The organism is Polaromonas sp. (assembly GCF_029945895.1).
Taxonomy (GTDB): Bacteria; Pseudomonadota; Gammaproteobacteria; order Burkholderiales; family Burkholderiaceae_C; genus Polaromonas.
The window spans coordinates 131999-144287 of sequence record NZ_JAQSDL010000092.1 but is presented as its reverse complement, the minus strand read 5'-3'; the positions used below and the strand labels follow the sequence as shown (position 1 = coordinate 144287).

The following is a 12289-nucleotide window of genomic DNA, read 5'->3' as shown; positions in this document are numbered from 1 at the left end:
TTGCACCGGCCGGCACACCGCCCGACATCATTGCCAAACTGAACCAGGCCATCAACGCCGCGGCCCAGAGCAAGGATCTGCAGGAAAAATTCGCACCGATCGGCTTCCTGGTCGAACCCGGAACGGCTGAAGCCCTGGCCCAGCGCAGCAAGCTGGAAACGGCCAAGTGGGCCAAGGCGATTCGCGACGCGAAGATCGAGCCGCAATAAAACGCTTGCCGCCAGCGAATGCGGGTCGGCCGGGCTTTTCCAGTCGCCCCGCCCCCGTCATGCCTTATCTGTCTGCGTTTTCGCCGCGCGCGTAAAACGACTTCTTGGTTACTTCGACAACGAAGACATAGGCCAGCGTCAACCCGATCATGGCCAGCACCAGCGGGGCCGGCAGGGGTACGAAGCCGAAGATGTCGCTGAAGGGCAGGTAGGGCAGCAGCAGCGCGATGGCGATCACCACCAGCGTGCTGCCCAGCAGAAGATGGCCCGGCCGGCTGCGGTAGAAGGGGCGTCGGGTGCGTACCACCAGCGCGATCACCAGCTCGGTCAGCAGTGACTCCAGAAACCAGCCGGTGCGGAACTCTTCGGGCGCCGCCTTGAACACCCACAGCAGCACCGCAAAGGTCAGCAGGTCGAAGGCCGAGCTGATCAGCCCGAAACGCACCATGTAGTTGCGGATGAACAGCGTGTCCCAGCGGCGCGGCCTGGCCACCCATTCGGGGTCAACCCGGTCGCTGGCAATCGCCGCCCCGGGAATGTCGGACAGGAAATTGTTCAGCAGGATCTGCGAAGCCAGCAACGGCAGGAAGGGCAGGAACAGCGAGGCCACGGCCATGCTGGCCATGTTGCCGAAGTTGGCGCTGATCGTGGTCAGGATGTACTTGAGCGTGTTGGCGAAGGTTCTTCGACCTTCGTCGATGCCCTGGCGCAGGATGCCAAGGTCCTTGCGCAGCAGGATGAAGTCCGCAGCGTCTTTGGCCACATCGACCGCTGTGTCCACCGAGATGCCGACGTCGGCCGCGTGCAGCGCCAGCGCGTCGTTGATGCCGTCGCCCATGTAGCCGACCACATGGCCGGTCTTCTGCAGGGCCAGGATGATGCGCTCCTTCTGGTTCGGGTCCACCTCCGCGAACACCGAGGTGGCGCCGACCGCATGCATCAGCGCTTCGTCGCCCATGTCATTGAGTTCGCGGCCGGTCAGGGTGCTCACTGCAGGCAGCCCGACCGCTTCGGCGATGTGACGTGCCACCTTGCGGTTGTCGCCGGTGATGATCTTGAGCTGCACGCCGCGCTGCGCCAGGTCCAGCAGGGTCTGCCGTGCGTCGGTCTTGGGAGGGTCCATGAAAAGAAGGAAACCGGCGAAGCACAGGTCGCGCTCGTCGCTGCGGGTATAGGGCCCACTGCGCGCCGGCACCTGGCGCGAGGCGACGCCGAGCACGCGGTAACCCTGCGCACTCCAGGCCTCGTAAAGTGCATCGATGCGGGCGCGCATGGCGGCATCGAGCGGTGCGCCGTCAACCCCCGCGTTCGTGCACATGGCGAGGATCTTGTCGAGCGCGCCCTTGGTGACCAGCGTGCGCTCGCCGCTGGCGTCGGCGGTCACCACGGACAGGCATTTGCGCACGAAGTCGTAGGGGATTTCGTCCACCTTCTGCATCGCGCGCAAATCCATACCGGCCCTTTTCGCGGCGGCCAGCACGGCGTCGTCCAGGGCGTTGACCAGTCCGGACTGGAATTGCGCATTGATGCCGGCCAGCCGCAGCACCGCCAGGCTCGGCTGGCCGGCGCTATCGACCGCGCCGTCGAGCGCCACCACACCCGCCGTCAGGGTGCCGGTCTTGTCGGTGCACAGCACATCCATGCTGCCGAGGTTCTCTATCGAGTTGAGCCGGCGCACGATCACGCCGAGCCGGGCCATGCGTTTGGCGCCGTGCGACAGCGTGATGCTGACGATGGCCGGCAGCAGCTCCGGGGTCAGGCCCACGGCCAGCGCCAGGGCGAACAGCAGGGAGGAGACGGCCGGCTTGTCCATGAAGATGTTGATGGCCAGCACCGTGACTACCATGGCCAGCATGATGCGCGTGAGGAGGTAGCCGAAACGCTGGATGCCGCGCTCGAACTCGGTCAGGGCCGGACGCAGGGCGAGCTTGCCCGCAATCTGCCCGAACACGGTGGCTTGGCCGGTCTGTGCGATCAGCACGCGCGCCGTGCCGCTGCCCACGCTGGTGCCCATGAACACGCAATTGCCGCGCTCGGCCAGGCCGGCTTTGACCGGGGCAGCGCCGGGCTTTTTTTCGACCGGAAAGGTTTCGCCGGTGAGTACCGCCTGGTTGACGAAGAAGTCCCTGGCCTCCAGCACCACGCCATCGGCCGGGATCAGGCTGCCCGCGTTCAGCAGCACGATGTCGCCGCGCACCACCCGGTACGAGGGCATGTTTTGGGTCTGCCCGTCCCGCAGGACCAGCGAATGGACGGTGATGCGGGAACGCAGCTTCGCGATCGCGTTGCCGGCAATGTATTCCTGAGCGAAGCCCAGCAGGGTGCTGCCGACGACGACGACCAGCACCATGCCTGCATCCATCCACTCTGAGGCGACCAGGGAAATGAGGGATGCCACGATCAGGATCAACACCAGCGGACTTTTGAACTGGTTCACCAGCAGGCCGAATGTTCCGGCCTTTTTCAGCGCCTTGAGTGCGTAGGGCTGCTCGCGTTTCAGGCGAGCGCCTGCTTCGCGGCGGGACAGGCCGTCGGCGCCGGCCCCGAGTTGTGCCATCAGATGCTCCGCAGGAAGGCTCCAGTAAGCCTCGATGAGGACCTGTTCGCCGGCACCGTGTGCCGGTGGTTTTTTCTGGAACAGCCTGGAGAGGAAATGCAACGGCCTTACCCCTGAGTGCGTTTTCGCGGAATACCGGGAGGTGCCAGCATGACAGAAAAGCCGGGGCTTGCCCACTGGGCTGGCGCAACCGGTCGTGAGGTGACGTGCCGTGCGCCCGGTGTCGCCGACCGCCACGGCCGAAATCCGGTGTTGCCCGTCAATTTTGAGTAAAAAAGACTTCCAGCCCTTATTTAATGGGCGCGAGATGCTATCAAAAATAGAGCGGTCTTGATGCCGGCCAAGGTCATGAGCAGCGAACCCAGCACATGCAGCGCAGCCGTGCCCAGCGCCAGGCCATACCGCTCTTCCATCAGGAAGGTGACCACTTCGGCTGAAAAGGAGGAAAACGTGGTGAGTCCGCCCAGAAAGCCGGTCACCAGCATCAGGCGCCAGACCGGGTCGAGCTGCGGCAGCGACTGGAAGATGGCCAGACAGATGCCGATCAGGTAGCCGCCAATCAGGTTGGCAGCCAGTGTGCCCCAGGGAATGACGCCGCCGGGGGTCAGCCACAGCGCAAGACCCCAGCGGGCCAGTGCGCCCAACGAGGCGCCCAGGCTGATGGCGAGGGCGGAGTAGAACAGGGGCATGAAGGACGGGCGGTGGTGTGAAACGCAGTCTAGCGGCTCATCTGCTGCGGCAGCCAGGTGACGATGCCGGGGAACAGGTAAACCAGGGAAATGGCGGCGCACATCAGGAAAAACATCGGCAAGGTGACCTTGGCGATCCACGGCAGCTCGCGGCCGGTCATGCCTTGCAGCACAAACAGGTTGAAGCCGACGGGCGGCGTGATCTGCGCCATTTCGACGACCAGCACGATGAAGATGCCAAACCAGATCGGGTCAATGCCGGCTTTCTGGATGGTTGGCATCAGCACGCCCATGGTCAGCACGACCATGGAGATGCCGTCGAGAAAACAGCCGAGCACGATGAAAAAGAAGGTCAGTGCCAGGATCAGCTGGCCCTGGCTCAGGCCCAGTGTGGCAATCCATTCGGCCAGGTGGCGCGGCAGGCCGATGTAACCCATGGAGAGCGTCAGAAAGGCCGCACCGGCCAGGATCAGCGCGATCATGCAGTACAGCCGTGTGGCGCCCATCAGCGCGTCACGGAAGGCGGCCCAGCTCAGTGAGCCCTGAAATGCCGAGATGACCAGCGCCCCCACCACGCCAATAGCCGCCGCCTCGGTGGCCGTGGCGATGCCGGAGTAGATGGAGCCCAGCACCGAGGCGATCAGCAGCACCACGGGAATCAGCGCGCGTGAGGCAGAGAGCTTTTGCAGAAAGGTCGTTTTGGCGTCGGCCGGCGGAATCTGGCCGGGGTTGCGCAGCGCCCAGACCACGATGTAGCCCGAAAACAGCAGCGCCAGCAGAAGGCCGGGAAACACGCCCGCAATGAAGAGCTTGGCAATCGACACCTCGGCCGAAACGCCATAAACAATCATGATGATGGACGGCGGGATCAGGAGACCCAGGGTACTGGCCCCGGCCAGCGTGCCGACAATCATGTGTTCGGGGTAGCCGCGCCGCTTGAGTTCGGGCAGGGTCATCTTGCCAATGGTGGCGCAGGTGGCCGCGCTGGAGCCCGAGACAGCCGCAAAAATGGTGCAGCCCACCACGTTGGTGTGCAGCAGCCGGCCCGGCAGGCCCTGCATCCAGGGCGCCAGGCCCTTGAACATGTCCTGCGACAGCCGGGTGCGGAACAGGATCTCACCCATCCAGACAAACAGCGGCAGGGCGGTCAGGGTCCAGCTCGAGGCCGAGCCCCAGATGGTGACCGCCATGGCGTCGCCGGCCACACGGGTGGTGAACAGCTGCATGCCTATCCAGGCCACACCGGACAGCGTCAGGCCAATCCACACGCCGGTGCCCAGAATGAAGAAGAGGGAAAGCACCAGCAGGGCCATGATGGTCAGGTCGTTCATGGGGTCCTTATTCGTTGCGCAGTGCTTCGCTGCTGGTGACGGCCATCCGGCGGCCCTGGATCTCGAGCACCAGTTCGTCGATGAAGGCAATCACCAGAACGACCGCGCCATAAGCCATGGCCAGTTGGGGAATCCACAGCGGCGTGGCGTCACTGCCGGTGGAGATGTCGTTGAACACGCGAGATTGCCAGGCCAGCTTGCAGCTGTAGACGGCAAACAGCAGGGCCAGCAAGGTGGCTGCGGCCAGGGCCCAGACTTCGAGGGCTTTTTTCCAGCGGCCTTTCAGGGCATTGAGCAGCAGGGTCACGCGGATGTGTTCGCCACGTTTGAGGGTGTGCGCCAGCGCGAGGAAGCCGCTGGCGGCCATCAGGTAGCCGGCGTAGGCGTCGGTCCCCGGTACATGAAAGTGCAACTGCCGGCTGATGATGGACAGCAGCACCATGACCAGCAGACCCACCATAAAAAGCGCCGCCAGGGCGGCGGCGCTGTTGTAAATGCCGTCAAGCAGCTTGCGCATGTCGGCGTTTACTTGCGGTAGGCGTCGACCATGGCCTGGCCTTCAGGGCCGGCTTTGTCCAGCCACTCCTTGAGCATCACATCGCCGACTTTTTTCATGTCGGATTTCAGGGCAGGCGAGGGCGTGACGATGGCCATGCCGTTGGCCTTGAGCGTGTCCAGCGACGCGGTGTTGACGCGTTTGGAGGCGGCCCAGCCGCGCACTTCGGCATCAGCGGCGGCTTTGAGCACGGCCTGTTTTGTTGCGGCGTCGAGCGCGTCAAAGGCGGCCTTGTTCACGATGACCGCATTTTTTGGCAACCAGGCCTGGGTGTCGAAGAAGAACTTGAGGTGTTCATAGGTCTTGCTGTCCACGCCGGTGGAGCCCGAGGACATGTAAGACTCGACCACGCCGGTTGCCAGGGCCTGGGACAGCTCGGAAGCCTGGATGGTCACGGGCTGGGCGCCCACCAGCTCGGCGATGCGGGCTGTAGCCGGGCTGTAGGCGCGCCATTTCACGCCTTTGAGGTCGGCGGCGGCGTTAAGCTGTTTCTTGGCATAAATGCCTTGGGGGGGCCAGGCAACTGCATAGAGCAGGGACATACCCTGTTCACCGAGTTTCTTTTCGAGCAGCGGTTTTTGCGCCTGGTAAAGCTTCATGGCAGAGTCGTAGCTGTCGGCCAGAAAGGGCAGGCCGTCGGCGCCGAACAGTTGCGACTCGTTCTGGAAGTTGACCAGCAGGATTTCGCCGGCCTGGGCCTGGCCGCCCTGCACGGCGCGCTTGATCTCGGGGGCCTTGAACAGCGAGGCGTTGGCGTGCACCGTGATCTTGAGCTTGCCGCCGCTGGCCTTGTCCACGTCATTGGCGAACTGCACCAGGTTTTCACTGTGGAAATTGGTCGCCGGGTAGGCCGCGGGCAGGTCCCACTTGGTCTGGGCGGATGCGGCGCTGCCGACACTCAGGACGGCGGCCATCAGTGCGAGTTTGAATTTCATGAAAGCTCCAGGACAATGGAAGTTGATAAGTATGGATAGGATAGACGCAAATCCCGCGCCAGTTTCCCCGGGCATACCCCGAAAACCCGAATACCCGAATACTTCCTTCTGGGGCCTCTCGAATGAATCTGCGGTTTGTTGAAGCTTTTTACTGGGTGGCCTCCCTCAAAAGCATATCGCGGGCGGCCGAAAAACTGTTCCTGACGCAGTCGGCCATGTCCAGCCGCATTGCCACGCTGGAAAGCGAACTGGGCATCTTGCTGCTGGACCGCCGCGACAAGCAGTTCAAGCTCACGGTGGCCGGCGCGCGGTTCCTGGTTTACGCCGAGAAACTGCTGGAGCTGCAGCGCGAGGTCAAGGCCGAGATGGGCTCGGGTCAGGCCATGGCGATGTCCATGCGTATTGGGGCCATCGAGTCGGTGTTGCACTCCTGGCTGATTCCCTGGCTGGAAAAGCTGCGCGCCGACCATCCCGGGCTGGAGCTGGAGCTGACGGTGGAGACCACCCCCATCCTCGTGGACCAGATCCAGCGCGGCACGCTGGATCTGGCCTTTGCGGTGTTGCCGGCTTCGGCCGAGGGCGTGCGCAACCGGGCCCTGCCGACCATGGACATGGTCTTTGTAGGCCATCCGGAGCTGCACAGAAAAAGAAATTACCGGCTTGCCGAGCTTGCCGAGATGGAGTTGTTGACCTTTCAGAAGGGTTCACAGCCGCATGTGACCCTGCTCGATTTGTTCCGGTCGCACAGGCTGGAACCCAAAAGGGTGCATGCGATCTCCTCCATTTCAGCCATGGTGCAGCTGGTTCAGGGCGGCTTTGGCGTGGCCCTGTTGCCGCGTGCTGCGGTGCAGCGGCTGACCGGTTTTGCGCGGCTGCGACCGCTGGCCTGCGACGCAAAATTGCAGTCGCTGCCGATCCATGCCAGCTACCGCACCGACCCGACGTCCAAGACGGTGGAAACCGTGCTGCAGTCGGCGATCGACTTCGCCGGCGGCCTCAAAAATGCACCAAAAAAGACCTCTAAAGGTAAACCCTGATCATCGAAAAAATCGATGGTACAAGCAAAATATTTTGAATTTGCACACGGACCGGCACCCCCACACAATCCGCTCATCGTCATCAACTTGACACAGGCAGCAGGGGAATTTTCCGGTGAGTACATCGTCACAATCAGCGGTCCGCGAGTCAGCATCGCCCTCGGCTCCATCGGCTCCGTCGGCACTTTCGGTGTTCGCAGGCGACGCGATCCACAGCGCAACACACGTGCGCAGCGTGATCCGCCAGGGCCGGTGGACGCACCACACCAGCGGCCTGGCCAGCACCCATGTGCAGGGCAATGTGGTCATCCTGCCGGCCGCGCAGGCCAATGACTTCCTGCGCTTTTGCCAGCGCAACCCCAAGGCCTGCCCGCTGCTGGCCGTGTCCGAGCCGGGCCAGGCCGCCTTGCCGTCGCTGGGTGCCGATATCGACATCTGCACCGACCTGCCGCGCTACCGGGTCTGGCGTGACGGTGAACTGGTGGACCAGCCCACCGACATCGTCGATCTCTGGCGCGCCGACCTGGTGACCTTTGTGATCGGCTGCTCGTTCTCGTTCGAGCAGGCGTTGCTGGAAGCCGGCGTGCCGCTGCGCCATATTGCGCAGGGAAAAAACGTGGCGATGTACCGCACCAGCATCGCCACCGAGGTGGCCGGCGTTTTCAGCGGTCCGATGGTGGTGTCCATGCGGCCCATGAAAGCCGCCGCCGCCATCCGTGCGGTACAGATCACCTCGCGTTTCCCGAATGTGCATGGCGCGCCGGTCCATATCGGGGACCCGGGGCTGATCGGCATTGCCGACCTGGGCCGCCCTGACTATGGCGACGCTGTCGAAGTGTTGCCCGACGAGTTGCCCGTGTTCTGGGCCTGCGGGGTCACACCGCAAGCCGCGCTGCAGCAGGCGCGCCCGGCCTTCTGCATCACCCACGCACCTGGCGCCATGCTGATCACCGATCTTTTCAACCACCAACTGGCCAGTTTCTAGGCTTTACTCACAGGAGCATTTCATGAAGACACTCATTTTCGGCCTGACCGTCGCCTGCGCCGGGCTTGTCCAGGCGCAGACCAAATGGGACCTGCCCACCGGTTACTCGGCCAACAGTTTCCAGACGCAGAACGTGCAGCAGTTCGCCAACGAGGTGGACCAGCTCACCGGCGGCAAGCTCAAGATCACGCTGCACCCGGGCGGCTCGCTGTACAAGGCCAACGAGATCAAACGTGCGGTGCAGACCGGCCAGGTCCAGGCGGCAGAGTTCATCCTGTCCGGTGCGGCCAATGAGAACCCGCTGTTCGGCGTGGATTCGATCCCTTTCCTGGCCACCAGCTACGCCGATGCCAAACGCCTCTATTTGGCGGCCAAGCCGGCGCAGGACAAATTGCTCGCCGCCCAGGGCGTGAAGGTGCTGTTCACCGTGCCCTGGCCCGGCCAGTCGCTGTATTCGCTCAAGCCGGTCGCCACGCCGGCCGACTTTGCCGGCACCAAGATGCGCGCCTACAACCCGGCGACCACACGCATCGCGCAGCTGCTCAAGGCCCAGCCGGTCACCATCCAGCTGGCCGAGCTCGGCCAGGCGCTGGCCACCGGTGGTGTGCAGAACTTCCTGACCTCCAGCGCCAGCGGCATCGAGAGCAAGCTGCATGAACAGGTCAAGTATTTCTACCCGGTCAACGCCTGGCTGCCGCGCAACGCCACCGTGGTGAGCCAGAAGGCGTTCGACGCCCTCGACAAGCCCACCCAGGAGGCGTTGCTCAAGGCGGCTGCAGCGGCGCAGGAGCGGGGCTGGACCACCAGCGAGCGGCTCGATGGCGAGTACATCAAGGAGCTGGCTGCGAAAGGCATGACCATCAGCGCCCCCTCCGACAGCATCAAGAAGGAGCTGGCAACCATCGGCGACACCATGACGGCCGAATGGCTCAAGACCGCCGGTCCCGAAGGCCAGAGCGTCATCGACGCCTACCGGAAGAACTAAGCCGTTTCCCGCGGCGGGCGGGTCTGCATCAGGCAGACCCTGCATGAAGCTCACCGCTGCCCCTTCCTCTTTCTCCCCCTTTTTTTCGAACGATGCAGGAGCACGTGATGGGCAAACTCGTCCGTAATTTCTACAAACTGCTGATGGCCTTGTCCTGCCTCGCCATGCTGGCGGCCTTTGGCACCGTGATGCTGGGGGTGGCGGCGCGCGAACTCCGTTGGGACATTGCCGGGCTGGACGCCTACGCCGGCTACGCGATTGCTGCGGCCCTGTTCCTGGCGCTGCCCGGCACGCTCCAGCACGGCGACCACATCCGCGTGACCTTGCTGCTTGACCGGGTGCCTGCGAGGGTGCGCGGATTTCTGGAGTGGTGGTCGCTGGGTGCGGGGCTGGCGCTGACGACCTATGTGGCCTGGTATGCGGCCCGCCTGGTCTGGGTGTCGTACAGCACGCACGACATCTCGCCGGCGGCCGATGCCTCGCCCCTGTGGATACCGCAGCTTGCCATGGCGCTGGGCTGCATCGGCTTTGCGTTGTCGTTCGTCCAGGCGCTGGTCGAGCGCTGGCAGGGCGGCAGCTTCATTGCCGTCTCCAGCGAAGCCGCCCACATCGAATAGCCCTGACCCAAGGAAAGATCATCATGGATATCGTTTTTGCTGTCGGCCTGATCGTGCTGCTGTTCGCGGCACTGGGGTCGGGATTGTGGATAGGGCTGTCGCTGCTGGCCGTGGCGCTGCTTGGCATGGAATTGTTGACCGCCCGGCCGGCCGGTGACAGCATGGCGCTGACCATCTGGGGGTCGACCTCGAGCTGGACGCTGACCGCGCTGCCCCTGTTTTTATGGATGGGCGAGATCCTGTTTCGCAGCAAGCTCTCCAGCAGCATGTTCAAGGGCCTGGCACCCTGGCTTGACCGCCTGCCGGGCCGGCTGCTGCACATCAATGTGGTGGGCTGCACCATCTTCGCGGCGATCTCCGGTTCCTCGGCCGCTACCTGCGCGACCATCGGCAAAATCACCCTGCCCGAGCTCAAAAAGCGCGGCTACCCGGACGACATCTCCGTCGGCACGCTGGCAGGTGCGGGAACGCTGGGCCTGTTGATCCCGCCGTCGATCATCATGATTGTGTATGGCGTGGCGGCCAATGTGTCGATTGCCAAGCTGTTCCTGGCCGGCGTGATCCCCGGGCTGATGCTGGCCGTGCTGTTCATGGGTTACATCATCGTCTGGGCCCTGTTCAACAAGGACAAGGTGCCGGCCGCCGATACCCGAATGAGCTTTGGCCAGAAAATTTACGCATCGCGGCACCTGATTCCGGTGGTCTCGCTGATCGTGGTGGTGCTGGGCGGCATCTACAGCGGCATCGCCACGGCCACCGAGGCTGCGGCGCTGGGCGTGGCCGGTTCGCTCGTGCTGGCGGCGATCGAGCGTTCGCTCACCTGGGACAAGTTCAGGGAAGGCCTGGTCGCCGCCTGCCGCATCTACTGCATGATCGGCCTGATCCTTGCCGGCGCAGCCTTCCTCACGCTGTCCATGGGATTCATCGGCCTGCCGCGGCATCTGGCCGAGTTCATCGGGGCACTGAACCTCTCGCCCTTCATGCTGATGCTCGGACTGATCGGCTTCTTCATTGTGCTGGGGTGTTTTCTGGACGGTATCTCGGTCGTGGTGCTGACCATTGCCGTGCTGCTGCCCACGGTCGAGGCGGCTGGCTTCGATCTGATCTGGTTCGGCATTTTCATCGTGCTGGTGGTCGAAATGGCGCAGATCACACCGCCGGTGGGCTTCAATCTGTTTGTCATCCAGGGCCTGACGCGGCGGGAAGTGACCTGGATCGCACGCACCGCGCTGCCCCTGTTCATGCTGATGATCGTCGCGGTGCTGATCACCTACTTTTTTCCGGACGTGGTGCTGTGGCTGCCGCGTCATATGTAGCCCGCCTGTAACCACTTCCCTGCAGGAGTCTCCCCATGAAAAAACTCTGGATCGCCGCCTTGGCTGCGGCTTTGCTGGGTCACGTCCCAACCCTGCTGGCCCAGACCACCTGGAAGCTGGCAACGGGCTACCGTGCCGAATCTTTCCACACCCAGAACATCGCGCAGTTCTCGCGGGAGGTGGAGCAGGCGACGCGCGGGCAACTGGTGATCCAGGTACACCCCAACAACACCCTGGCCAAGCTCAACGACATCCGGCAGGCGGTGGCAGATGGCAGGGCGCAAGCCGGTGAGACCATCATGACCAGCATGGTCAAGGAGATACCGATCGCCGGCGCGGATGCCGTGCCTTTTGTGGTGGGTTCGTACAAGGACGCGGCGCGCCTGTGGAAGCTGCAACGGCCCGGTATTGAGAAACACTTCGCGCAGCGCGGGCTGACGCTGCTGTATGCCGTGCCCTGGCCGCCGCAGGGGCTGCACTCAAGCAAACCGGTACGCAGCCTGGCAGATTTCAAGGGCACGCAGATGCGCACCTACAACTCGACCACGCAGCGGATTGCCGAATTGTTGGGCGCCAGACCGGTGGACGTGGCCATGGTGGACGTCGGCAAGGCCCTGGCCGAAGGCCGCATGGACAACATGATCACCTCGGCCCTGACCGGGGTGGAAAACAAGGTCTGGGGCTCGATCAGGTACTACTATGAGATCAACGGCTGGTTTCCGAAGAACGTGGTGTTTGTCAGCAGCGGGGCATTTGAGGCGCTCACGCCGGAAGCGCGCAGCGCCGTGCGCAAGGCGGCTGCCGAAGCCGAAGCCCGGGGCTGGGCGGCCAGCGAGTCGCTGGCCACCAGCGCCACTGAGGAGCTGCGGCAAAATGGCATCAGGATTGAGCGCATCCCGCCAGACGTGGAGCTTGAGATCAAACGCATGGGCGAAAAATTCTCGCGTGAATGGGTGCGCACTGTGGGCAACGAGGCCAACCAGATTTTTGTTCCCTATTACCTTCAGTAAATATCGACGGGCGCCGTGAACCCAGGCCCCGCCAACTTCCTGTCCGGAAACGGCTTTAAACC

General features: G+C 63.5%; 12 protein-coding genes. 7 read left to right on the top strand and 5 right to left on the bottom strand.

Annotation, left to right across the window (positions count from 1 at the left end; genetic code table 11):
* A partial coding sequence (locus tag PSV33_RS14050) for a tripartite tricarboxylate transporter substrate-binding protein (protein ID WP_300562805.1) occupies positions 1 to 209 on the top strand: 209 nt, incomplete at its 5' end.
* A gap of 64 nt (positions 210 to 273) precedes the next feature.
* On the opposite strand, the gene mgtA is transcribed toward PSV33_RS14050, so the two are convergent.
* The 5 genes from mgtA to PSV33_RS14025 all read right to left on the bottom strand — a co-directional run bounded on the left by mgtA (position 274) and on the right by PSV33_RS14025 (position 6277).
* Positions 274 to 2868, bottom strand: coding sequence for a magnesium-translocating P-type ATPase (gene mgtA, locus PSV33_RS14045; protein WP_300562804.1), 2595 nt, complete (start codon positions 2866 to 2868; stop codon positions 274 to 276).
* 191 nt (positions 2869 to 3059) lie between these two features.
* Positions 3060 to 3455, bottom strand: a complete 396-nt coding sequence (gene crcB, locus PSV33_RS14040; RefSeq protein ID WP_300562803.1) for a fluoride efflux transporter CrcB — start codon at positions 3453 to 3455, stop codon at positions 3060 to 3062.
* A 29-nt stretch (positions 3456 to 3484) separates the two neighbouring features.
* Complete coding sequence (locus PSV33_RS14035) at positions 3485 to 4786, bottom strand: TRAP transporter large permease subunit (protein ID WP_300562801.1); 1302 nt, start codon at positions 4784 to 4786, stop codon at positions 3485 to 3487.
* 7 nt (positions 4787 to 4793) lie between these two features.
* Positions 4794 to 5303 (bottom strand): TRAP transporter small permease, encoded by a 510-nt coding sequence (locus PSV33_RS14030; RefSeq protein ID WP_300562800.1) that lies wholly within the window; start codon positions 5301 to 5303, stop codon positions 4794 to 4796.
* A gap of 8 nt (positions 5304 to 5311) precedes the next feature.
* A complete protein-coding gene (locus PSV33_RS14025) occupies positions 5312 to 6277 on the bottom strand; it encodes a TRAP transporter substrate-binding protein (protein WP_300562799.1) in 966 nt (321 codons plus the stop codon).
* 122 nt (positions 6278 to 6399) lie between these two features.
* On the opposite strand from PSV33_RS14025, the gene PSV33_RS14020 reads away from it, so the two are divergent.
* From PSV33_RS14020 to PSV33_RS13995, 6 genes are all read left to right on the top strand, one after another.
* Complete coding sequence (locus PSV33_RS14020; RefSeq protein WP_300562797.1) at positions 6400 to 7314, top strand: LysR family transcriptional regulator; 915 nt, start codon at positions 6400 to 6402, stop codon at positions 7312 to 7314.
* A 208-nt stretch (positions 7315 to 7522) separates the two neighbouring features.
* Positions 7523 to 8299, top strand: a complete 777-nt coding sequence (locus tag PSV33_RS14015; protein ID WP_300562812.1) for a putative hydro-lyase — start codon at positions 7523 to 7525, stop codon at positions 8297 to 8299.
* 22 nt (positions 8300 to 8321) lie between these two features.
* A complete protein-coding gene (locus PSV33_RS14010) occupies positions 8322 to 9284 on the top strand; it encodes a TRAP transporter substrate-binding protein (RefSeq protein ID WP_300562795.1) in 963 nt (320 codons plus the stop codon).
* A 107-nt stretch (positions 9285 to 9391) separates the two neighbouring features.
* Positions 9392 to 9901 carry a TRAP transporter small permease gene (locus tag PSV33_RS14005; RefSeq protein ID WP_300562793.1) on the top strand — a complete coding sequence of 170 codons (510 nt, stop codon included), beginning with the start codon at positions 9392 to 9394 and terminating at the stop codon, positions 9899 to 9901.
* A 23-nt stretch (positions 9902 to 9924) separates the two neighbouring features.
* Positions 9925 to 11217, top strand: coding sequence for a TRAP transporter large permease subunit (locus PSV33_RS14000; RefSeq protein ID WP_300562791.1), 1293 nt, complete (start codon positions 9925 to 9927; stop codon positions 11215 to 11217).
* A 35-nt stretch (positions 11218 to 11252) separates the two neighbouring features.
* The gene (locus PSV33_RS13995) at positions 11253 to 12227 is read left to right on the top strand and encodes a TRAP transporter substrate-binding protein (RefSeq protein ID WP_300562789.1); all 975 of its coding nucleotides are present in this window, start codon (positions 11253 to 11255) and stop codon (positions 12225 to 12227) included.
* The last annotated feature ends 62 nt before the right edge of the window (positions 12228 to 12289 follow it).